The following is a 21,470-nucleotide window of genomic DNA, read 5'->3' as shown; positions in this document are numbered from 1 at the left end:
GCAAAGTTATCAGCTAGTTGTCATGATGGATATGTGTTTTTAGACCACATCAGTTGGGATAATTTTAACGAATCAGGAGACTTAAAATCGCAGGTAGAGGCATACAAAACTGACACTGGATATTATCCTGAATCCGTTCATGTGGATAAAATTTATCGGACAAGAGAGAATCGAGCTTGGTGTCAAGAAAGAGGAATTAGAATTAGTGGTCCGCCGTTGGGAAGACCACCTAAAAATGTCAGTAAAGAAAATAAGAAACAGGCTGCTTATGACGAAGGTATTCGTAACTGTATTGAAGGTAAATTTGGGCAGGGTAAACGAAGATTTAGTTTGGGTAGAGTCATGGCTAAACTTCCTCATACCTCTCTAACTGCTATTGCTATTACTTTTTTAGTTATGAATCTTTCTACCTTACTATCAAGGGTTTTTTGGGGATTTTTATGGCAATTTTTCCAAATAATCTCTTTTTTCTTTAATTCAATTAGAAAAAGTGATGTTTTGCCTAATTTTAAACAACAAAAACTTATCTTTGCTTTTGCCTAACTACCTAGTTAATTTTTTTTTGCCTTTTTCTACTTTTTCAGCAAGCCCTACTTATGGATACTGAATTAGAACAAAAAATCTACCGAACACTTGTTGATAATTTGCCTAATGATCATAATTTTGCAGATGTTGTGAATAATTTACTTACTCTGGTAGAACGTGGATGTGAAGAGAAAGCTGCATATCATCATGAAACTGTAGGAAATGAAGAGTTTAATTATTGGAGCAATTTTCAGAAGGAAATACATCAGTTAAGGATACTTAAGCAACAAGCAAAAATTAAAGAATATCGAGGAAAACTTAAATGGGAAGATGATCTTGAAGAAATGAGAACAAACTCATGATTATTATAGATTCAAGTGTCTGGATAGACTATTTTAATGGTACAGAAATACCAGAAACTAATAAGCTAGATCAACTTTTGGGAGTAGAAGCAATTGCTATTGGTGATCTCATTTTAACTGAGGTTTTGCAAGGGTTTCGCTCAGATACAGAATATAAAACAGCCAAATAATTACTGACTTCTCTAACGATTTTTGAGATGTTAGGTTTGGATATTGCTCATCAAAAGTGTTAATAACTATAGATTTCTCCGTAAACGTGGTATTACTATCCGCAAAACTGCTGATGTAATTATAGCAACTTTTTGTATTGAAAATCAAAACTCACTTTTATTTAGTGATAAAGATTTTTTACCATTTGTTAATCATCTTGGTTTAGTCAGCGTTTCAACAACTATATAAAAATTTCTAGGACTTACGCAAAATGTAAAACATGACTAAAGTAAAAATAAGAGATTGATGTATTTTTTATTTCCCTAACTATCCTCTGCGGTGATTATGAGCGATTAGTACAACTGAATACTGACAACCAACTAAAAATGATGGTAAAGAAGGTAGAGGACGATAATTTCTGGCTTAACTTGATCATATTAAAAGTTTCCAGAATTAAGACGGAAAATTGGCAAAAGTTCGGTATGGTATTGCAAAGAAACAGGCTATGTTGTGATAATGCCATGAATAAAACTGTTGAAGTCCTACCAGATGTCTCCGCGCTAGTAAAACGGGCGCTGGAATTGATCCTGTCTAAAGTCGAAACTGCTATTAGTGAACGGGGGCAATTTACCATTGCTTTATCTGGTGGTAGCACACCAAAACCGTTATACGAAGCGATAGCTACTCAAAATTTACCCTGGGATAAAATTCATGTATTCTGGGGAGATGAGCGTTATGTACCACCAGATCATCCTGATAGCAATGAACTGATGGCTCGACGTGCATGGTTAGATCAGGTTGCTATTCCCGCCGCGAATATTCATGCTATCCCCACTTTATCTGCTAACCCAGAAGTGGATGCCGCTAAGTATAACCAGCATCTCCAAACATTTTTTAATTCTGGATCAGGCGAGTTTCCTGGATTAGATGTCGTGTTACTGGGAATAGGCGATGATGCCCATACGGCATCTTTGTTTCCCCACACAGCGGCTCTCAAGGTGAGCGATCGCTTAATCACTGTTGGCAATAAAGATGACAATCCTCGCATCACTTTTACTTACCCATTGATTAACGCGGCTCGAAATGTGATTTTCCTTGTGGCTGGTGCTACCAAACGACCAGCTTTAGCACAAATTTTCGCACCTGTAGCCGATGATTTCACCTATCCATCCAGGTTAATTCGACCCCAGGGAGAACTTTACTGGTTGCTAGACGCAGCGGCTGGTTTAGAACTCAATTCATAAGTGTTCTGACTCTAAATCCGCAAAGTTCCTAGTTATTTAGTTGGGGACTGGTGATTGGGGATTGGGAAAGTTTTTGATCCTTTCCTACTCTCTCCTCCCTCTCACCTATATTTTTACAATGACCTTCACTAAGGCTTAAATCCATGATCGTCTGCCCTAATTGCAATCATCCCAATCCAGACGGCGCTGTTCAATGTGAAGCTTGCTATACGCCGTTACCAGCTACAGCTAACTGTCCTAACTGTGGAGCAACTGTACAATCAGATGCTGCTTTCTGTGGTCAGTGCGGCTATAACCTACACGCTCATGCTGCCGCTGTAGTTGCAACCACCGTTGCCCCAACCATAGCTCCAAACCCCGTCTCAGTACCCCCATTGGTCGCTCCTGACCCAATGATAGAACTATTGCAGCCGGACGCTTTGGGACTTTCTCAGGCTGCTCACCCTCCTGTTAGTTCTAATGTGCCACCAACAGTAGTTACACCAGCACCAGCACCTGTAGCTCCACCAGAGGTTTATATTCCGGTAGTTACACCAGCCCCTGTAGCTTCAGAACCAGAGGTTTATATTCCACCTGTAGTTACACCAGCACCAGCACCTGTAGCTCCACCAGAGGTTTATATTCCGGTAGTTACACCAGCCCCTGTAGCTTCAGAACCAGAGGTTTATATTCCACCTGTAGTTACACCAGCACCAGCACCTGTAGCTCCACCAGAGGTTTATATTCCGGTAGTTACACCAGCCCCTGTAGCTTCAGAACCAGAAGTTTATATTCCGTCTGTAGTTACACCTCCACCTGCGCCTGTAGCTTCAGAACCAGAACCAGAAGTTTATATTCCGCCTGCGTATGTACCTCAAATAGACCCCATACCAGTTGCTGAACCAGCAGGAAATGTGTCAAAAACACAATTACAACAGATAGTAGCGCGGTTATTTTATGTTCAAGCTAACCAAGAAATAGAATTACCACAAAATCTTTCGGTTATTCATATTGGTAAGCCTAATGATCGGATTCCTCCAGATATAGACGTTTCGGGATTTGCTAATTCGGAAATTGTGTCGCGGATTCATGCAGATATTCGCATTGAGGGAGATTCATGTTACATAGAAGATGTAGGTAGTTCCAATGGTACTTACATCAATAACTTACCTCTATTACCTGGAAACAGACACCGCCTCCGTCCAGGCGATCGCATCAGCTTGGGTAAGGGAGATTTAGTAACTTTCTTGTTTCAACTCTCTTAGGAATAGGGAACAGGGAACAGGGAACAGGGAATAGGAAATAAATATTTCCCCTGCTCCCTGGCTATGATCACAATAGCTTATTAGCTCTAGTTGCTAGTTATCCCATAAACTATATAACTAGCAACTTGGGTAATAACATGATTAATGATACGGAGTATATCAGGAAAGCTGAAGCTAATCGCGTAGAAGTTCTCAGCGAAGCACTACCTTACATTCAACAATTCGCCGGTCGTACCGTCGTTGTTAAATACGGTGGCGCAGCAATGAAGGATAGCACCCTCAAGGATAAAGTTATTCGTGATGTGGTCTTTTTATCTTGTGTCGGCTTGCGGCCAATTTTAGTGCATGGTGGTGGACCAGAAATCAATAGTTGGTTAGGTAAGCTGGGAATTGAAGCACAATTTAAAAATGGTTTGCGCGTAACTGATGCGGATACAATGGATGTAGTCGAGATGGTGTTAGTTGGGCGTGTGAATAAAGAAATTGTGGAACTGATTAATCAAGCTGGAGGGATGGCTGTAGGGCTTTGCGGTAAAGATGGTAACTTAATTACGGCTCGTCCTCAAGGTGATGAAGGGATTGGTTTTGTCGGGGAAGTTAGTAATGTCAATATCAAAATTTTAGAAACACTTTCTAGTAATGGCTATATTCCCGTAGTTTCTAGCGTTGCGGCTGATGAGACTGGACAGGCTTATAATATTAATGCTGATACTGTAGCGGGAGAAATAGCCGCAGCTTTAGGTGCAGAAAAGTTAATTTTGCTGACTGATACTAGAGGTATTCTCAAAGATTATAAAGATCCATCTACCTTAATTCCCAAGGTAGATATTCGGGAAGCGCGGCAATTAATTGCTGATGGTATAGTCAGTGGAGGGATGATTCCTAAAGTGAATTGTTGTGTGCGATCGCTCGCTCAAGGTGTGAAAGCCTCACATATCATTGATGGCCGCATTCCTCACGCTTTATTATTAGAAGTGTTTACAGATGTGGGGATTGGAACAATGATTCTTGGTTCTCAATTTCGACAGTAAGATGATTTAAAAGTCAAGATATTTTGGATTTTGGATTTATTCCCTAGATAAAGCTATTTTTTCTGGACAAAAAAATCTATCCAAAATCCCCTAATCATAATTAAAACCGACAACTGACTAATGACTACAGAAAGTTTAGAACTTGCTAAATCTCGATATCAAATTGGCAAAATTGCCTTTGAAAATGGCCAATATCGGGAATCCGTAGAAAATTTAGAAAAAGCCAGCGCCCTATTAGTAAAAAATACCCGTTTGGGTGGTGAAGTAGAAATTTGGTTAGTGAATGCGTATGAGGCTGCGGGACGTTCTGAAGAAGCGATCGCTCTTTGTCAACAACTCAGTCGTCATCCCCACTATGAAGTGCGTCAACAAGCAAAACGTCTAGGCTATATTTTAAAAGCACCTAAACTAAAAAGACCCAAAGAGTGGATGACAGAAATTCCTGATCTGGGGACAATTTCTGATAATAAATCCAAAATAATTGTCACTGCTCAACCTAAAAAATCTCCCTCTAAAGCAAAACCTGTAGAACCAGAATATGTTGATCTTAGTACAGTCAATACTACAGATAATCGCTTTGTTTGGGTGGCTTTAATCGCTGTTGCTTTGACAATTTCCTATCTAGTTTGGTTAAGTTTTTAGCAGATGTTACAATTCTGCAAATTGCATCATGAATATCTATTAGGAAATAGGTTTGAATTTCTCTAATTAAATAGGAGTTTTATATGTTGATGAAAATTATCTCACGGTTGGGAAAATATGTTATTTCTCCAATTAACAAAATTAGAAAATTTGCCAAAGCTAATCCTATTTTATTAGTGGTATTATTGGCATCATTACTTCTATCTGGTTGTGTAAAGTACGATTTAGGAGTTACATTTAACAGCACAAATAATGGTGAATTAGTCCAGCATATTAAGTTATCGGAAAAAATTAGCCTTTTTAGTAATGATTATGTATCTGAATGGTTAAAAACTTTAGAAAATCGAGCGCGAACCTTATCTGGTTCAGCAGAAAAGATTTCCCCAGAAGATATAGTTGTTAAAATTCCTTTTACTAATGTTAAGGAATTACAAGAAAAGTTTAGCGGTTTCTTTAACTCTCGAACAGATGAAGATATTGATGGTTCGGAAATTTCTAATATTACTTCAACTTTAGTAGCCGAAGATCAGAATTTTCTTTTATTATCTAGAAATCACTTAATCTATGATTTGGATTTACGTTCTTTGGCTATGCTGACTAGCAAAAGCAATAATTCTATCATCAATTTAGATTTTAGCTTACAAACACCTTGGGGTGTGAAGAATATTCAAAATAATGAAAATTCTATCCAACCCGAAAAACACAATAATCAATTAATTTGGCAACTTAAACCAGGTTCTATAAATCACATAGAAGTAGTTTTCTGGTTGCCTAATTTCTTAGGAATTGGTACTTTATTAATTATCTCATTTGTCTGGTTGGGCTTATATCTGAGATATACCCTATTACCAAATCCTAGTACCGCAAAGCAGAATTGAAAAAGCAGATTAGGGACTTCCAAGAAATAAATTATCCAGATTAATGAACCGCAGAGGCGGAGAGGACACAGAGGAATAAGGGTTTGAGTGGTTTTTACGTTAGGTGGTTGAGTGTTTTTTTATTTGGAAATCCCTTAAACAGCTTTGTGTAAATTTTTAATGATTGGCTGATTTACGCCGTTGTGTAAGAGTTAGAGAAATTGTCAGAATCAGGTGGTTATCGAGTTTCGACTCCGCTCAACTACCGCGAAGTCGAGATAATGTCCAGGATTTAAGGATGTCCAGGATGATAACTGGAATTTCATCACCAACCCTTCGGCTACGCTCAGGGCAAGTCATCAATTACCAGGCGCAAATTGACATTTAATGTAGGGGCGCAGGGCGTGCGCCCAAAATTTATTATAAGCAAAGCCACACTACGCTATATTATGCAAATAAATTCATAGGCTTTCTAAATAACTTAAAAGGTCTGCCATTTCTTGGCTACTGGGCTGAAATTTTGGCATAGGGGGAGTGTCACCGCTAGTTACTTGATGAATTAGCCCATAGCGGGATTTGTATTTAGAGATTTCATGCAAGCTAGGACCAACTAGACCGTTGGCTTCTAAACCATGACAGCCAGCACAGTTGATTAGGAAAATAGCTTTTCCCTGTACTGGGTCTCCCTGAATGGATAGAACACTTTTGACATAAGGATCAGAGGCTTGTACTATCTGAATACAAAAAAGGACAAGAGGGATGGCTATCAACATCGCTACGACGAAGATAATAATCTGTTGAATCAGAGTTTCAGGTTTAATTAGCTGGTTATCCAAAAGAGTTGCTTTGACAATCCCAAAGTTTTCATTTCCTACACATAGCTTAAAATTTCTTGATTGTGTTAGCAAGTACAAATGATGATTTTTACAACTATTTTGATTTAAAACTCTGATAGGACGCGGGATTAGTGCCAGATTTGTTAAAATCAACAACAGGAAACGAATCTTTCATAATTGTAACGAGGAGATTTACAGTGGTTGAACCCCTACTATCAGGTATTGTGCTTGGGTTGATTTTTGTGACTTTAAGTGGATTGTTTTATGCTGCTTATCGGCAATATAAGCGTCCTAACGAGTTGGGTGGCTGATATTAATTAGGTGACAGGTGACAGGTGACAGGTGACAGGTGACAGTAGAAGAGAGAATCACTAAATTACCTGTTCCCTGTTCCCTGTTCCCTGTTCCCGATAAAATGTTAAGGCTGTGTTGCCGTAAGTTTTTTGACGGCAGATTTCCCAGTTGGGGATGTTTGGTGGTGTCCAATCTTGGTGACGATGTTCGACTGCTATTTCTCCCTGGGGATCTAAAAGCTGATATTGGGCGATCGCTTCTAATACTGGTTCATATAATCCACTGGCATAAGGTGGATCAAAATATATTCTGTCAAATTTTTGACCTGATAATTTTTTTAACTGCTGGGTGACGTTTCCCCGCAATAGCTGAAATTTCTGTTCTGGCTGGGCTACTTGTTGCCAGTTGGCTTGAATAATGGCACAGGCTTGACTTGATTGTTCAATGCCGATGACTAAGCTGGCTTCCCTACATAAAGCCTCTGCACCCATTGAACCACTACCGGCGCACAAATCCAACCAGCGACAACCACTAATTGTCCCCTGCCAAATATTGAATAATGCTTCCCTGACTCGCGCACTGGTAGGTCTGGTATTTTCACCTGGTAAAGTTTTAAGCAGACGATTCCCGTAAATTCTCAGACTCATTACTTATTGATCATTAAATCTTCAACTTTGAGAAAATAAACACCTGAAAATATTGCAAACTTTTATTAAGCAAAAACTTTTTCGCGGACTTGAGCCACAAAATTAGATAAGATTTGCAATCCGACATTTGATGATTTTTCGGGATGGAATTGAACAGCCATGAGATTTTCATGAGCGATCGCCGCCGTTACCGTTTGATTGCCATGAGTAACCATAGCAGCGCGAACTTGGGGATTTGTTGGTTCAACATAGAAAGAATGAACAAAATAAACCCAAGGATCGATAGGTAAATGTTCCCATAAAAGACTTTTTGGCTGAGAAAGTTGCAGTTGATTCCAACCCATGTGAGGAATTGTCATTCCCGGTTCAGAACGAAAACGACGAACTTTTCCCGGCACAATTCCTAGTCCTGGTAACGTCCCTTCGGCGCTGGATTCAAACAAAATTTGTAACCCTAGACAAATACCCAAGAACGGTTTCCCAGAAGCGATCGCATCTTTAATAGGTTGTTCCAAACCACGCGATCGTAGATGTTGTACAGCCGGATCAAATGCTCCCACTCCTGGCAAAACTATAGCATCTGCTTTTGCCATCTCTTGAGAACAATAAGTAACTTGAGGAGTTGCACCAGCTTTTTCTAATCCTTTGCAAACAGAGTGCAAATTTCCCATGTCGTAATCAACAACTGCAATCACTGGCATTTAGCTGCTCCTTGTAAATTTATGAGGGAGGGCATTTAATTATTCTAATTCTAAATATTATTTATTATGCAAAAAAAAATACTATTAACTTCTTTTGACATTTGGTTGAGCCAACAAGAGTCAAATTCATCCGATGACTTATTACTCGCACTAGCCAAAATGGCTTCACTCTCCCATGACTTAAATTTTCTGCACCGTCTCCCTGTAAATGTGCAATTGTCTAGTTCTCGTGTCATTGCCAAAATTAAGGAAATTCAACCTGACTATATTATCTGTTGTGGCATGGCTGCAAGTCGTTCCCAATTAAGCGTAGAAGTCCTTGCTAGTAGTACAGCTATCTTACCTGTAGAGACAATAAATTCTCCCGAAAATGTTTTGCAAACCAGCGTTGATATCGAAAAATTATTAGCCCAAACAGCCGCAGTTGAGATTAGCTACGACTGTGGTAAGTTTGTCTGCGAGGGACTTTACTATTCAGTCTTGGACTATTTACGTCAGTCCCAACTGTCAATTAAGTGCATTTTTGTTCATGTACCAATCTTAAATCAAGAAAACTTGATAGATATAGTTGCCGATTTTATTTTGATCATTAACAATTTGGCACTTCTTTAGAAAAGTTAACGTCTGTTAGGACAAATTTACTCAGTATTATGTTGCCACTATTACTTTCTTTGACTCTTTCCCAAGCTGTTCCTGCTACACCACCACCGACAGAAATATTACAAGTGCAATCAGTACGCCCTTTGCCAGGAAAATTGGATGCCGTGCCGGTATTTAATAGCAATAGTCCAGAACTGGTATTAAAGGAAGGAATCTTACTTTCTACGTTTCCAAGCGCGGGAAAAAAAGTCACATCAGCCCATTTAGACTTTCCCTTTCGCGGCCGATTTGATATTTTTGCCCACCATGTTGCCAAAGCAGATCCACCCGAAAATTTACGTTCTCTTTACTTGGGCATAATCTTACATAATCCTGGTTCTCAACCAGTAACCGTGAATATATTGCAAGGTGCGAGTTATTTAAGTCAACCAGATGCACCATTTATCCCATTATCATCTTTCGTTCCCAATAACTTAGGAACAGTTTTTGCCGGACCCGGTAGCCGAGTCACATCTGATGTATTACGAGGTAGAAAACAAGATATTTTCCCCTCACAAATTATTATTCCTCCAGGGGAAAGTCAGATGTTATTAAATTTACCAATTCCTGTTCAAGGACTCACTCCACCACTGAATGGCCGTTCTACATATATGCGACTGCGGAGTAATGGTAATATTTACGCGGCTAGTTTGGCTATGTTCGCACGTACAAATACTGATGGTAGTGAGCGATCGCCCAATTTGGAAGAATGGCAAAATTTATTAGATCAGGGTGAATTATCTACGCCTAGAGATAAAGTCCCCACTCCCATAACAGGAAATAATAAACCGGAAATTTACGGACGTGTAGCCGGAGTATCTAAAGGTTCTCGGTGGCGAGCTTATGTAGTAGATCAGCCAACAAGTAAGTATTTAACTATTCCTCAACCTGGTGAAGCATTTTCCTACGGTTTAAGCACCTTACATGGGGGAATGTTGGGAACTGGTCAAATTCAAACTGCACCTATGTTAGTGCGCTATCCTGATACCGCTTATTACGCCCATGGTAATTATGGTATTCAATATAGTCTCAAGTTACCTTTATACAACAATACTCAAAATCAACAAACTGTGAGTATTGCGGTACAAACTCCCATTAAGGAAAATGAATTAAGCAAATCTGGACTCCGCTTTTTTGACCCCCCAGCGCGTCAAGTCTTTTTCCGAGGAACTGTACGCTTGCGTTATCAAGCAGAAGGAAAATGGCAAAACAAGTTTGTGCATTTGGTTCAAAAGCGTGGTGAAACGGGAGAACCTTTAGTATCATTGGATCTTAAACCAGGTGAGAATTCTTTAGTAGAAGTAGATTTTCTTTATCCACCCGATGCTTCACCACCACAGGTTTTAACGGTATCAACTCAATCTAATTGACATTCCTGGCGATTTATTGGGAATAATGCAGGGCGCAGACCCTGCGCCCCTACAGGATTTCGCCCTTTTATCTCCCTGGTTTTTAGCCTTTGGTATTACTTAACAAAAATAAATCTATGACAGGTTGTCATATTTGGCGTGAATTGTATTTAAAATAGGAGTAAGAAAGTAAAAGTATTTCTGAGGAGAGAGGCATGAAATCTATTTTGGCAAATTTGCGACGCTTTACCCTAGCTGCATTGACAGTGGTTGTAATTTTTAGTAGCTTCGCTGTGTTTACTCCCACTGCATCTGCGGAAACATATACAATCAAGTTGGGTAGTGATAAAGGTTTGTTGGCTTTTGAACCTAAAAAGCTGACTGTTAAGCCAGGTGATACTATTGAGTGGAAAAATAATAAAGTTCCTCCTCACAACGTTGTATTTGATCCTGCTAAAAACCCCGCTAAGAGTGCTGATTTGGCCAAATCTTTGTCTCACAAGAAATTGTTGATGAGTCCTGGACAAACTGAAACTACCGTTATTCCTGTTGATGCTACTCCTGGTGAATACACCTTCTATTGCGAACCTCACCGTGGTGCTGGCATGGTTGGTAAACTCATTGTTGAAGGTTAGACTAGTCTACTTTTTTCACTGAAGATTATAACGAGTTTTATCCCTGCTGACGCTAATCAGTATAAGTGAAGGGGTGAGACTCGTTAATTTTTTGTATTTAGGCTTTGCTGCAACTAACAACTGACAACTGACAACTGACAACTAACAACTAACAACTGACCACTGACAACTGACAACAATTAGTTCAATCTTCTCCTTGTCTGCGTCCTAGTTCATAGACACCAGCACCCATACAAGCAAGAATACCAATACTAATTCCCCAGCTATTACCTAAACTTATATCTAAAATCCAGTTAGATAAACTACCAAATATTAGGAAAGGGAAAATGCTAAATAATGAAGCATAGAAGAAGTTTTGTGCTTCTCTAGCTTTGCGCGTCTTTTCAAATTCTGACTGACTGGTGTAGAGAGAACGTTCTGCAAAATTGAACCAGCGGTTGAGTTGTGTAATTACCCATTCTCTAGTTTGGGAAAAACCCAGATATAAAGCCAAAGCCCATAAACAAGCTCCGGCGATCGCAATCTTATCTAACTCAAAGCGAAAAGGCAATATATCAAACATGGCATTGGTTAACTCTCCAATTGCTAATTTTAGCTTTTATTCGCCGTTAAAGAGGTAATTATCAATATTATCTATTCCCTATTCCCTGTTCCCTGTTCCCTGTCAGCTTGCCATAGACAATTTTTAACACCAACCTACTTATCTCTTTTTAGAATTATGTGCAGGCCGCTGTTGTGATTCATCTCCTCTTAATTGTTTGCGACCATTAGTAATAATTTGTAGCATTTCTTGAATATCCTGCTCAATATTACCCAGAACGTTATCAGCGTATTTATCAGCACCATCTTCAATATCTTGGGCTTGAGCGATCGCAGTTTGGCGCATTTCTTCTAATTCTTGCTGACAGGCGCGACGCTTGCGTTCAATCTCTGTCAGGGTTTCCTGCATCATCGCTTCACAATCTTGCTGCACTTGTCGCCGTAATTGGTCAGCTTCCCGTTGAGCTTGTCTGATAATATCACTTTCCGCCAAAATTTGCGCTCGTTTGGCTTGGGCTACATCTACAACCTGTTGTCCATATTCTTCAGCCTCTAGGAGAATTTCATCCTTTTGTTCCAAAATATCTAATGCTTCCTGGAACACTGATGGCAGAGAAAGGCGGATAAAATCAAGTTGTTCAAGTAATTTATCTTCATCTATGAGAGTACGTCCCGTGAGTGGAATCCTCAAACTGGAGAGAACTATTTCCTCTAAGCGGTTGAGTTCCTGCTGAATATCTACCCCTCCAGCAGGTGTTGGCAGCCCATTTGGGGGAATTCCATTCACATACTCTCGTGGGGTAAGGTTATTTCCGTTGTGGTTGGATTCGAGGCTAGAGATTTTTGGTTGTAGCATTGGTATATATCTAGGGCAATGTGTGGAGGAACAAGATGATCAACAGAGCCACCAAACCTGGCAATCTCTCGTACCACACTACTACTTAAAAAACTATACTCATTTGATGTTGCCAGAAAAACAGTCTCAATTTGAGTAGACAGTGTTTTATTGGTATGAGCCATTTGTAGCTCAATTTCAAAGTCAGAAACCGCTCTTAACCCCCGCAACAAAACTTGCGCTTGTTGCATTTGAGCATATTCTACGGTTAAACCATCAAAACTGTCTACTCCCACATTTGGTAAATGTTTTGTAGCCAGAGTAATTTGTTCTAATCTTTGCTTTACTGTAAACAAGGGCATTTTATTAGGATTTCGTAGCACGGCAACTATCACCCGTTCAAACAGACGACTACTGCGCTGTATGAGGTCTAGGTGTCCCAAGGTGATGGGATCGAAACTACCAGGATAAATAGCAATCACAATGTTATTTTAGGTGATTATATTGACAGTTTTTTCGTAGAACTTAATTAAATCTAACATCTCCTGCTTCAGGATTGAGGATTAGTCGCTCAGACATACTATATTATTGTTTTTCATAAGACCTCGCGGTAAGTAGGAAACTCAGCGGCTTTAGCCCTGAGAGGGAAGCGACACGAGCAGTTCGACAGGCTCACTGACCACGGTTTTAACCGCTGTGGTCATGAGAATGCTAGTTTTTGAATGGATATAATCCCAGGAACTAGCAAACCTGTTTAAGTCCCCTCGCCCAACTAATCCAAAATGTCTTGGCTTAACCCAACGACTGAACAAACAGTCTTGCAGATAATCCGATAGCGTAGCGTGGCGTAAGCCATACTAGGGAAGCATTCGGAAGTGCGTATCAGGATTAGTCTCAATGGGCTAGTCAAACACGTAAAGTTTGTTCTTTACAAGCTCAGTGGCTTTAGCCCTGAGTTATTGACCCATACTCCTATAGGTAATTTCTCATGGTACTGGATTTTTCTGTTCTGCCCTTAGGGTTTCAATTTACTTCTCCTGGTCCGATTCTAGTGAAAATTGGACCAATAGTTATTCGCTGGTATGGATTGTTAATAGCCTGTGCTGTATTAATTGGTGTTAGTCTTTCCCAGTATCTAGCCAAGCGTCGTCATGTAAATCCAGATTTAATCAGTGATTTATCAATTTGGCTAGTAATTGGTGCTATTCCCGCCGCCAGGTTATATTATGTTTTGTTTGAATGGTCAGAATACTCTCAAAACCCAGAACGGATCGTTGCAATTTGGCAAGGGGGTATTGCTATTCATGGGGCAATTATTGGCGGTGTGGTAGCGGCGCTAATCTTTGCTAAAATCAATAAAGTTTCTTTTTGGCAATTGACTGATTTAGTTGCCCCTTCGTTGATTTTAGGGCAAGCAATTGGTCGGTGGGGAAATTTTTTCAACTCGGAAGCATTCGGAAGTCCCACAAATTTACCTTGGAAACTGTACATTCCCCCAGATCGTCGTCCTTTGGATTTAGTTAACTTTGAATATTTTCATCCCACTTTCTTATATGAATCGCTGTGGAATTTAATGGTATTTGCCCTGCTACTAACTTTATTTTTTCGGGCTTTATCTAAAAAACCACGTTTGAAAGTAGGGACTTTATTTTTAGTTTATTGGATAGCTTATAGCTTAGGGCGGTTTTGGATTGAAGGTTTACGCACAGATAGCTTAATGCTAGGACCCCTACGGATGGCACAGATGATCAGTTTAGGGGGAATAACTTTAGGAGTAGTTGGTTTGGCGTGGTTGTATGTCATTAAGCGGCCTTTACCTGATGTTGTGCCTCCGTTATATGGAGAAAAAAATGCCCCAGAGTAATTAATCTCTAGGGCTTAACCAGGGTGCATCTACCATTTATTTCTACTAGGGAAAGAGGGTGAATCCGGACGGGTACTGAGGAAAAGCCAAAAAAACTTTTTTGTGGCGTTGTGAAGAGGAAATTTCATGAGTGAATCTACTAATAATTTAAGTTCATCTAAGTATATAAATGCCTTAGAACCAGCGGTTTATATTGTGGGGGCAGGACCTGGAGATCCTGATTTATTAACGGTTAGAGCGCAAAAGTTGTTGGCTACGGCTGATGTAATTTTATTTGCAGATTCCTTAATTCCCGAACAAATTTTAGATGTTTGTCGTGCAGATGCGGAAATTGTGAAAACGGCAAATCGGACTTTAGAAGAAATTTTACCAATCATGGTTACTGCGGTGCGATCGCATAAATCTGTCGTTAGACTGCATTCTGGTGATCCTAGTCTCTATAGTGCTATTCATGAACAAATGCAGCTATTAGCAGAGGCGGATATTCCGTTTGAAATCATTCCTGGTATCAGTGCATTTCAAGCCGCCGCAGCTAAACTTAAAATAGAGTTAACTGTTCCTGGTTTAGTACAAACTATCATCCTCACCCGCATTAGTGGCCGCACCCACGTTCCTGCTACTGAAGAGTTAGCGTCTTTAGCGGCACATCATGCTAGTTTATGTTTATATCTCAGTGTGCGTCATATCACTGAAGCCCAAGCCAAATTGTTGGAATATTATAACCAGGATACTCCGGTAGCGATTTGCTATCGCTTAGGATGGCCAGATGAAAAAATTCGGGTTGTTCCTCTAGCACAAATGGCAAATTGTACTCATGAAGAACAATTAGTGCGGACTACACTTTATGTGATTAGCCCAGCATTATTACCAGTAAATGGACGTTCACGTTTATATCATCCTGAACATAATCATTTATTCCGTTCATCACATTAAGTAGGTGAAAAATTAGATGGTTGAGGATACATATTTTCACTACTTTGGTAGTTGCGATAAAATTGAATCCAATAAATACAAATTTAGCAATTTAAAATCCTGATTATGCCATTAATTAAAGTCCAAACTTCTGTTTCTAATCCTGAAAAATCTCAGGTTGAATCTATGCTCAAGGTTCTCTCCGCTAAGTTAGCTAAACATACGGGTAAACCAGAATCCTATGTGATGACAGCTTTTGAAGCCGGAGTTCCCATGACTTTTGCTGGTACTACAGAACCAGTTTGCTATATAGAAATTAAGAGTGTGGGAACAATGAAACCTGAGCAAACTAAAGCAATGAGTCAGGATTTTTGTCAGGAAATTAATCAATTTTTGAATATACCTAAAAACCGCATTTATTTAGAATTTTCAGATGCTCAAGGCTCAATGTGGGGTTGGAATAGCACAACTTTTGGCTAGATTTTGATCAAAGTTTATCGAGTTAAACAATTTTTGATTTTGGGTAGCATAATTCAAAATCAAAAGCGCATTTTTTTCTATTACCTCCTATAGCTCCAACAGGATTCGTAGGTAATTTACAGCAGATTGCAGGTAAATGAGGTACACAAGTTAAGAATTAAGCCATATATAAAAATACATTCAACCCAGTTAATATTTCCCTGTTCACTGCTGTAATTCTGATTTTATCCTTATGAGCAAAAGCAATATCTGTGCAATTACTATTCCTGGTTATAAAATTACTGAACTCATCTATGCTAGTGAAAAAACTACAGTTTATCGTGGTGAGCAACAAACAACCCAGACTCCAGTTATTATCAAAATTCTCAATGCACAATATCCCCGGTTGCAGGATTTAATTGCTTTTAAAAATCAGTTTGCTATTAGTCAACAAATTGATCATCCAAATATTATTAAATGTTATGGTTTAGAAAAATATGGCAATAGTTATGCTCTGGTTTTAGAAGATTTTCAAGGTATATCTTTGAGTGAATATGCTAATTATCAAAGTTTAGATTTAATCTCTTTTTTACCCATTGCGATCGCAATTACCAAAGCTTTAGAATTCCTATATGATCATAAAATTATTCACAAAGATATTAAGCCTAAAAATATTACAATTAATTCTCAAACGCAGCAAATTAAGCTGATAGATTTTAGTATTTCTTCCCTATTACCCAAAGAAACTGCGGATATCAAAAACCCAGAAGTGTTAGCAGGGACACTTACTTATATGTCTCCTGAACAAACAGGAAGAATGAATAGAGGGATAGATTACCGCACAGATTTTTATTCTTTGGGAGTGACTTTTTATGAATTACTCACCGGAAAATTACCTTTTTATAGTCAAAATCATTTAGAATTGGTATATTGTCATCTTGCAAAAGAACCGATTAATCCTAGAGAAATTAATCCACAAATTCCGCCAATTATGGCAGATATGATTTTGAAATTAATGGCAAAAAACCCTGATGAAAGATATCAAACAGCCAGAGGAATTAGACATGATTTAGAAATATGTCAACAAATGTTATTAATGCAGGGAGAAATTAGTAATTTTAAATTAGCAGAAAAAGATATATGCGATCGCTTTTTGATTCCAGAAAAGCTTTATGGTAGAGAACAGGAAATTATTACCTTACTAAATACTTTTAAAAATGTCAGTGCTGGGAATAAAGAATTAATGTTAGTAGCAGGTTTTTCTGGTATTGGTAAAACTGCTGTTGTTAATGAAGTTCATAAACCAATTGTGCGGGAAAAAGGTTACTTTATTTCTGGTAAATATGATCAATTTCAACGAAATATTCCTTTTTCTGCATTATTACAAGCATTTCGTAGTTTCATGACACAACTCCTAACTGAAAATACAAATCAGTTAGAAGAGTGGAAAATGAAAATTTTATCAGCATTAGGAGAACAAGGACAGGTCATTATTGATGTTATCCCTGAACTAGAAAATATTATTAGCCAACAACCGTCAGTTCCAGAACTGACAGGTAATGCTTCCGAAAATCGCTTTAATTTACTATTTGGTAAGTTTATTCAGGTATTCGCTACTAGTGAACATCCATTAGTAATTTTCCTAGATGATTTACAATGGGCTGATATAGCTTCTTTGAAATTAATCAAATTATTAATGAGTGCAAAAGACACCAAATATTTATTATTAATTGGAGCATATAGAGATAATGAAGTCAAGCCCGGACACCCGTTAGTCATGACTTTAGATGATATTCAAAAAGCGAATGTCACTGTTAATCAAATCAGGTTACAACCTTTAGATAAATCCCATTTGCGGCTATTAATTACAGATACTCTGATTTGTTCAGAAGCACATACTGAATCTCTCATTGAACTACTTTTAAAGACAACTCAAGGGAATCCATTTTTTACAAATCAATTACTAAAATCACTTCATGAAGATGGATTAATTGTCTTTAATTCTAGTCTAGGTTATTGGAAGTGTGATATTAATGCAACCAAAGCTTTATATCATAATGAGGATGTTGTTAATTTTCTAAAAACCCAGTTAAACAAATTACCTAAAAATACTCAAAATATCTTAAAAGTAGCTGCTTGTATTGGTAATAAATTTGATTTATATACCTTGTCTATAGTCTGCGAAAAATCCCAAATCCAAATAGCATCTGAGTTATGGAATGCTTTACAAGAAGAATTAATTATATCTCAAAATGAAGTTTATAAATTTTTTACAGATGATGAAAAATCACCATTAAATATTTTTGACTCAAATTTAACAGCTAATAGTAATGAATCAATTATAGTTCAATATAGATTTCTCCATGATAGAGTTCAGCAAGCAGCTTATTCATTAATTTCTGATGAGGATAAACCAGCAACACACTTAAGAATTGGTCAATTGCTGTTAAAAGATAGTAATTTTGAGGAAAAAGAAGAAAAGATATTTGAGATAGTTAATCAGTTAAATATGGGGATGAAATTAATTTCAAATCAGTTAGATAGATATGAATTAGCTAAATTAAACTTAATTGCTGGTTGTAAAGCTAAATCTTCAACCGCTTATGAAGCTGCTGTCAGATATTTAAAAGTAGGTTTAGAACTTTTAGCAGCAGATAGTTGGGAATATCACTATGAATTAACTTTAAATCTTTATGTTGAAGCTGTAGAAGCAGAATATTTAAACATTAATTTTGAGCAAGCAGAAATATATATAGAAGCAGTTAAGCAAAATGCTAATAGTCTGATTGATCAAGTAAAAGTGTATGAAGCACAAATACAAATATATATGGCTCAAGTGCAAATACAACGAGCAATTGAGACAGGTTTAACTTTAGTCAATTTGCTGGGAGTGAATTTAGAAACAACACCTCCACTTAACTTAAATGTTGATGATTTAATCAATTTACCAAAGATGATAGCTGCTGATAAACTTGCTGTCATGCGGATTTTAACTAATATGACTGCTGCTAGTTATTTTGTTGATCCAAAACTATTTCCAGCTATTATATTTACAATGATTCATCTATCTGTGAAATATGGTAATTCTCCATTTTCTGCTCATGGATATGTGAATTATGGTTTATTATTGTGCGGTTTCTTTGCGGATATTGAAACTGGATATCGTTATGGTGAATTGGCTTTAAGTATATTAGATAAATTTGATGCTAGAACTATTAAATGCCGAGTTTTAGTGATGTGGAATAGTAATATTCTCCCTTGGAAACAACATTTGCGAAAAACAATAACTAGTTTACAAGAGGGTTTACAAAGTGGAATGGAAACTGGAGATATAGAATACTTTGGTTACTGTTGTGCAATGTATGATATCAATATGCTCCTTAGTGGTAAAAATTTATCTTATCTATTTGAGAATTTAAAAAATCATATCCTTTTAATGTATAGCATCAAGCAAGAAGGTACAGTTGTACTTCATAAAATATGGTATCAGCTAGTTTTTAACTTTTTAGAAATTAATGAAAATCAACAAATATTTGATGGTGATATTTTTGATGAATCAGAATTATTACCAATTCTTATAGAGACTCAAGCTTCCACCACACTCTTTTCATTATATTTAGCAAAAACCATATATTATTACTTCTTTGGTTTCACAAATATTGCTGTTGATAATTCCATCAAAGGTGGAGAATATTTGCAATTTGTTGTTGGACAAGTGACAATTAGTCAATATAATTTTTACTATTCTTTATCACTTTTAGCTGAATATCCTTATCAGTCTGCAAGTGAACAAAAACGATTTTTAGAAAAAATTCTATCTAATCAAGAACAAATGAAAAATTGGGCTAATTACGCCCCCATGAATTATCAACATAAATATGAATTGGTAGAAGCAGAAAAAGCCAGAGTATTAGGAAATAATTGGCAAGCAATGGAGCTTTATGATCAAGCAATTGCGGGAGCTAAGGAAAATAAATATATTCAAGAGGAAGCACTAGCTAATGAACTAGCAGCTAAATTTTACCTGGGTTGTAATAAAGAAAAAATTGCTAAAGCTTACTTAATAGATGCTTATTATTGTTATGCTAATTGGGGAGCGAAGGTAAAAATTGAAAATTTGGAAACAACCTATCCTCAATTACTTGAACCTATCATTAATCAAACAAAAACTAAATTAACAGAAGGTGAAGTAAGTACCCTTATTAGTAAACCTAGTTTGACAGGTGTTTCTGCATTATTAGATTTAGAAACTGTGACTAAAGCCTCTTTAGCAATTTCTTCAGAAATTCAGATAGACAAGTTATTACATACTCTCATGCAGATGATATCAGAAAATGTTGCTGCTAATAAATCTGCGTTAATTTTGCAAAAAGAGGGAAATTTAGTCTTGGTAGCTCAATGTATAAATGAGCATGAATATGAATTATCGAATACACCAATTAACAATTGTCAATATTTACCTTTAAGTATTATTAATTATGTTGCTCATACGCAAAAATATTTGCTAATTAGCAATGTCAAAGATTCTCCAGAATTTGCTCATGATTTATATATTATTCAATATCAACCAAAATCTATCCTCTGTACTCCTATTTTGAATAAAGGGGAATTAATCGGTATCATTTATTTAGAGAACAATCTAACTGTAGGAGCTTTTACCACTGAAAGATTGAGAATATTAAATTTGCTATCTTCCCAAGCTGCTATTTCTCTAGAAAATGCTCAACTCTATAGGAGTTTAGAGGAAAAAGTTACACAAAGAACTCAGGAATTAAATGAAAAGAATCAGCATTTAGAAGAAGCAATGTATGAATTAAAAACCACACAATCTCAACTTATTCAAACAGAGAAAATGTCCAGTTTAGGACAAATGGTTGCAGGTATTGCCCATGAAATTAATAATCCGGTAAATTTTATCTATGCTAATGTTGAACACGCCAGCAATTATATTGAATTTATGATCAATATGCTGAATATATATCAACAGGAATATCCTCATCCTTCAGCTATTATTGAAAACTATAAAAAAGAGCATGATTTTGATTTTATCATGCAAGATTTACCGAAAATTCTCAATTCAATGATGGTAGGTTCAGAACGAATTCGCAAGATAGTTTTAGGTTTACGTAATTTTTCTCGTCTTGATGAATCAGCCATGAAACCTGTAGATATCCATGAAGGAATTGATAGTACATTAATGATTTTACAACCTCGATTCCAAGAAAAATTAGGCTATTCTAATCAGATAGTAATTAAAAATTATGGTGATATTCCCTTAGTTCAATGTTATGCTTCCCAATTGAACCAGGTATTTATGAATATCATTAGTAATGCAATTGATGTTCTGAAACAGCAGCAGGAAAATTCATCTCAAGTAGAACAAAAAAATAATTCTAGCCAAATTATGATTAGTACCCAAGTTGTTAATGATAATTGGGTACAAATTGCCATTAAAGATAATGGTATGGGCATAAATCCCGAAGTTAGACAACGCATATTTGATCCTTTTTTCACCACCAAACCTGTAGGAGAAGGAACAGGTTTAGGATTATCAATTAGTTATCAAATCATCGTAGATAAACACGGTGGTAAATTAGATTGTATTTCTGCACCCGGAAAAGGAACAGAATTTATCATTGAAATTCCCATTAAACTACATCAACAATAAAACTTCTACTCTTTGCGCCTGGAGCGTCTCTGCGTG

At 37.3% G+C, this 21,470-nt stretch carries 23 protein-coding genes; 17 read left to right on the top strand and 6 right to left on the bottom strand.

The annotated features are described in order from the left end of the window. The 9 genes from FJR38_RS22050 to FJR38_RS22010 all read left to right on the top strand — a co-directional run. Nucleotides 1-543, top strand: a 543-nt coding sequence (locus FJR38_RS22050; protein ID WP_254449530.1) for a transposase, incomplete at its 5' end; no start/stop codon positions are given. 53 nt (nucleotides 544-596) lie between these two features. After that, a complete protein-coding gene (locus tag FJR38_RS27610) occupies nucleotides 597-887 on the top strand; it encodes a hypothetical protein (protein ID WP_174763507.1) in 291 nt (96 codons plus the stop codon). After that, nucleotides 884-1,057: a PIN domain nuclease gene (locus FJR38_RS28740; protein ID WP_168539431.1), complete on the top strand. Its 174-nt coding sequence runs from the start codon at nucleotides 884-886 to the stop codon at nucleotides 1,055-1,057. Before FJR38_RS27610 ends, FJR38_RS28740 begins: the two co-directional genes overlap by 4 nt. Nucleotides 1,058-1,100: 43 nt before the next feature. Beyond that, on the top strand, nucleotides 1,101-1,286 hold the full coding sequence (locus FJR38_RS28735; RefSeq protein ID WP_168492695.1) for a PIN domain nuclease: 186 nt from the start codon (nucleotides 1,101-1,103) through the stop codon (nucleotides 1,284-1,286). Between the two features lie 272 nt (nucleotides 1,287-1,558). Continuing rightward, the gene (gene pgl / locus FJR38_RS22030) at nucleotides 1,559-2,281 is read left to right on the top strand and encodes a 6-phosphogluconolactonase (RefSeq protein WP_168539429.1); all 723 of its coding nucleotides are present in this window, start codon (nucleotides 1,559-1,561) and stop codon (nucleotides 2,279-2,281) included. Between the two features lie 143 nt (nucleotides 2,282-2,424). After that, nucleotides 2,425-3,525, top strand: a complete 1,101-nt coding sequence (locus FJR38_RS22025) for an FHA domain-containing protein (RefSeq protein WP_168539427.1) — start codon at nucleotides 2,425-2,427, stop codon at nucleotides 3,523-3,525. Between the two features lie 137 nt (nucleotides 3,526-3,662). Beyond that, nucleotides 3,663-4,556 (top strand): acetylglutamate kinase, encoded by an 894-nt coding sequence (argB, locus tag FJR38_RS22020; protein ID WP_168539425.1) that lies wholly within the window; start codon nucleotides 3,663-3,665, stop codon nucleotides 4,554-4,556. 120 nt (nucleotides 4,557-4,676) lie between these two features. After that, nucleotides 4,677-5,198, top strand: a complete 522-nt coding sequence (locus FJR38_RS22015) for a tetratricopeptide repeat protein (protein ID WP_168539423.1) — start codon at nucleotides 4,677-4,679, stop codon at nucleotides 5,196-5,198. An 83-nt stretch (nucleotides 5,199-5,281) separates the two neighbouring features. Further along, nucleotides 5,282-6,076 (top strand): DUF3153 domain-containing protein, encoded by a 795-nt coding sequence (locus FJR38_RS22010; RefSeq protein ID WP_254449529.1) that lies wholly within the window; start codon nucleotides 5,282-5,284, stop codon nucleotides 6,074-6,076. Between the two features lie 440 nt (nucleotides 6,077-6,516). Here the strand turns inward: FJR38_RS22010 and FJR38_RS22005 are convergent, their stop codons facing one another. Then, nucleotides 6,517-6,891 carry a cytochrome c gene (locus FJR38_RS22005; protein ID WP_168492708.1) on the bottom strand — a complete coding sequence of 125 codons (375 nt, stop codon included), beginning with the start codon at nucleotides 6,889-6,891 and terminating at the stop codon, nucleotides 6,517-6,519. 197 nt (nucleotides 6,892-7,088) lie between these two features. Here FJR38_RS22005 and petG point away from each other — a divergent pair, with 197 nt between their 5' ends. Then, nucleotides 7,089-7,202 (top strand): cytochrome b6-f complex subunit V, encoded by a 114-nt coding sequence (petG, locus tag FJR38_RS22000; RefSeq protein ID WP_083389681.1) that lies wholly within the window; start codon nucleotides 7,089-7,091, stop codon nucleotides 7,200-7,202. Between the two features lie 60 nt (nucleotides 7,203-7,262). On the opposite strand, the gene rsmD is transcribed toward petG, so the two are convergent. Together rsmD and hisH are read right to left on the bottom strand one after the other, a co-directional pair. Beyond that, nucleotides 7,263-7,832 (bottom strand): 16S rRNA (guanine(966)-N(2))-methyltransferase RsmD, encoded by a 570-nt coding sequence (rsmD, locus tag FJR38_RS21995; protein ID WP_168539421.1) that lies wholly within the window; start codon nucleotides 7,830-7,832, stop codon nucleotides 7,263-7,265. Nucleotides 7,833-7,897: 65 nt separating this feature from the next. Beyond that, nucleotides 7,898-8,533, bottom strand: a complete 636-nt coding sequence (gene hisH, locus FJR38_RS21990; RefSeq protein WP_168539419.1) for an imidazole glycerol phosphate synthase subunit HisH — start codon at nucleotides 8,531-8,533, stop codon at nucleotides 7,898-7,900. A gap of 66 nt (nucleotides 8,534-8,599) precedes the next feature. On the opposite strand from hisH, the gene FJR38_RS21985 reads away from it, so the two are divergent. The 3 genes from FJR38_RS21985 to petE all read left to right on the top strand — a co-directional run bounded on the left by FJR38_RS21985 (nucleotide 8,600) and on the right by petE (nucleotide 11,156). Further along, nucleotides 8,600-9,145, top strand: a complete 546-nt coding sequence (locus FJR38_RS21985; protein ID WP_168492714.1) for a peptidase C15 — start codon at nucleotides 8,600-8,602, stop codon at nucleotides 9,143-9,145. 38 nt (nucleotides 9,146-9,183) lie between these two features. Further along, nucleotides 9,184-10,542 carry a DUF3370 domain-containing protein gene (locus FJR38_RS21980; protein ID WP_168539417.1) on the top strand — a complete coding sequence of 453 codons (1,359 nt, stop codon included), beginning with the start codon at nucleotides 9,184-9,186 and terminating at the stop codon, nucleotides 10,540-10,542. 194 nt (nucleotides 10,543-10,736) lie between these two features. Further along, entirely contained in the window at nucleotides 10,737-11,156 is a 420-nt protein-coding gene (gene petE, locus FJR38_RS21975) for a plastocyanin (RefSeq protein ID WP_168539415.1), read from the top strand. Between the two features lie 184 nt (nucleotides 11,157-11,340). Here petE and FJR38_RS21970 read toward each other — a convergent pair whose 3' ends face one another. From FJR38_RS21970 to coaD, 3 genes are all read right to left on the bottom strand, one after another. Further along, the gene (locus tag FJR38_RS21970; RefSeq protein WP_168492720.1) at nucleotides 11,341-11,718 is read right to left on the bottom strand and encodes a hypothetical protein; all 378 of its coding nucleotides are present in this window, start codon (nucleotides 11,716-11,718) and stop codon (nucleotides 11,341-11,343) included. A gap of 138 nt (nucleotides 11,719-11,856) precedes the next feature. Beyond that, nucleotides 11,857-12,552 (bottom strand): DivIVA domain-containing protein, encoded by a 696-nt coding sequence (locus tag FJR38_RS21965; RefSeq protein ID WP_168492722.1) that lies wholly within the window; start codon nucleotides 12,550-12,552, stop codon nucleotides 11,857-11,859. Next, complete coding sequence (gene coaD / locus FJR38_RS21960) at nucleotides 12,480-13,013, bottom strand: pantetheine-phosphate adenylyltransferase (RefSeq protein WP_168492724.1); 534 nt, start codon at nucleotides 13,011-13,013, stop codon at nucleotides 12,480-12,482. The genes FJR38_RS21965 and coaD overlap by 73 nt, the downstream gene beginning before the upstream one ends. A gap of 506 nt (nucleotides 13,014-13,519) precedes the next feature. Between coaD and lgt the strand changes: the two genes are divergently transcribed. From lgt to FJR38_RS21940, 4 genes are all read left to right on the top strand, one after another. Next, complete coding sequence (gene lgt, locus FJR38_RS21955; RefSeq protein ID WP_168492726.1) at nucleotides 13,520-14,395, top strand: prolipoprotein diacylglyceryl transferase; 876 nt, start codon at nucleotides 13,520-13,522, stop codon at nucleotides 14,393-14,395. A 126-nt stretch (nucleotides 14,396-14,521) separates the two neighbouring features. Next, nucleotides 14,522-15,328, top strand: a complete 807-nt coding sequence (gene cobM / locus FJR38_RS21950) for a precorrin-4 C(11)-methyltransferase (protein WP_168539413.1) — start codon at nucleotides 14,522-14,524, stop codon at nucleotides 15,326-15,328. A 105-nt stretch (nucleotides 15,329-15,433) separates the two neighbouring features. Next, nucleotides 15,434-15,787 (top strand): phenylpyruvate tautomerase MIF-related protein, encoded by a 354-nt coding sequence (locus FJR38_RS21945; protein ID WP_168492730.1) that lies wholly within the window; start codon nucleotides 15,434-15,436, stop codon nucleotides 15,785-15,787. Nucleotides 15,788-16,019: 232 nt separating this feature from the next. Continuing rightward, complete coding sequence (locus FJR38_RS21940; RefSeq protein WP_168539411.1) at nucleotides 16,020-21,434, top strand: ATP-binding sensor histidine kinase; 5,415 nt, start codon at nucleotides 16,020-16,022, stop codon at nucleotides 21,432-21,434. The last annotated feature ends 36 nt before the right edge of the window (nucleotides 21,435-21,470 follow it).

The organism is Anabaena sp. UHCC 0253 (assembly GCF_009712085.1).
Classification (GTDB): Bacteria; Cyanobacteriota; Cyanobacteriia; order Cyanobacteriales; family Nostocaceae; genus Dolichospermum.
Note: the sequence above shows the minus strand (reverse complement) of the source record. Positions and strands in the feature narration are given on the sequence as shown.

Excerpts from the sequence above, each read along its gene's own strand:
- FJR38_RS27610 (WP_174763507.1), top strand. The coding sequence starts at position 597 with ATGGATACTGAATTAGAACAAAAAATCTACCGAACACTTGTTGATAAT.
- FJR38_RS28740 (WP_168539431.1), top strand. The coding sequence starts at position 884 with ATGATTATTATAGATTCAAGTGTCTGGATAGACTATTTTAATGGTACA.
- pgl (WP_168539429.1), top strand. The coding sequence starts at position 1,559 with ATGAATAAAACTGTTGAAGTCCTACCAGATGTCTCCGCGCTAGTAAAA.
- FJR38_RS22025 (WP_168539427.1), top strand. The coding sequence starts at position 2,425 with ATGATCGTCTGCCCTAATTGCAATCATCCCAATCCAGACGGCGCTGTT.
- argB (WP_168539425.1), top strand. The coding sequence starts at position 3,663 with ATGATTAATGATACGGAGTATATCAGGAAAGCTGAAGCTAATCGCGTA.
- FJR38_RS22015 (WP_168539423.1), top strand. The coding sequence starts at position 4,677 with ATGACTACAGAAAGTTTAGAACTTGCTAAATCTCGATATCAAATTGGC.
- FJR38_RS22010 (WP_254449529.1), top strand. The coding sequence starts at position 5,282 with ATGTTGATGAAAATTATCTCACGGTTGGGAAAATATGTTATTTCTCCA.
- rsmD (WP_168539421.1), bottom strand. The coding sequence starts at position 7,832 with ATGAGTCTGAGAATTTACGGGAATCGTCTGCTTAAAACTTTACCAGGT.
- hisH (WP_168539419.1), bottom strand. The coding sequence starts at position 8,533 with ATGCCAGTGATTGCAGTTGTTGATTACGACATGGGAAATTTGCACTCT.
- FJR38_RS21985 (WP_168492714.1), top strand. The coding sequence starts at position 8,600 with ATGCAAAAAAAAATACTATTAACTTCTTTTGACATTTGGTTGAGCCAA.
- FJR38_RS21980 (WP_168539417.1), top strand. The coding sequence starts at position 9,184 with ATGTTGCCACTATTACTTTCTTTGACTCTTTCCCAAGCTGTTCCTGCT.
- petE (WP_168539415.1), top strand. The coding sequence starts at position 10,737 with ATGAAATCTATTTTGGCAAATTTGCGACGCTTTACCCTAGCTGCATTG.
- FJR38_RS21970 (WP_168492720.1), bottom strand. The coding sequence starts at position 11,718 with ATGTTTGATATATTGCCTTTTCGCTTTGAGTTAGATAAGATTGCGATC.
- FJR38_RS21965 (WP_168492722.1), bottom strand. The coding sequence starts at position 12,552 with ATGCTACAACCAAAAATCTCTAGCCTCGAATCCAACCACAACGGAAAT.
- lgt (WP_168492726.1), top strand. The coding sequence starts at position 13,520 with ATGGTACTGGATTTTTCTGTTCTGCCCTTAGGGTTTCAATTTACTTCT.
- cobM (WP_168539413.1), top strand. The coding sequence starts at position 14,522 with ATGAGTGAATCTACTAATAATTTAAGTTCATCTAAGTATATAAATGCC.
- FJR38_RS21945 (WP_168492730.1), top strand. The coding sequence starts at position 15,434 with ATGCCATTAATTAAAGTCCAAACTTCTGTTTCTAATCCTGAAAAATCT.
- FJR38_RS21940 (WP_168539411.1), top strand. The coding sequence starts at position 16,020 with ATGAGCAAAAGCAATATCTGTGCAATTACTATTCCTGGTTATAAAATT.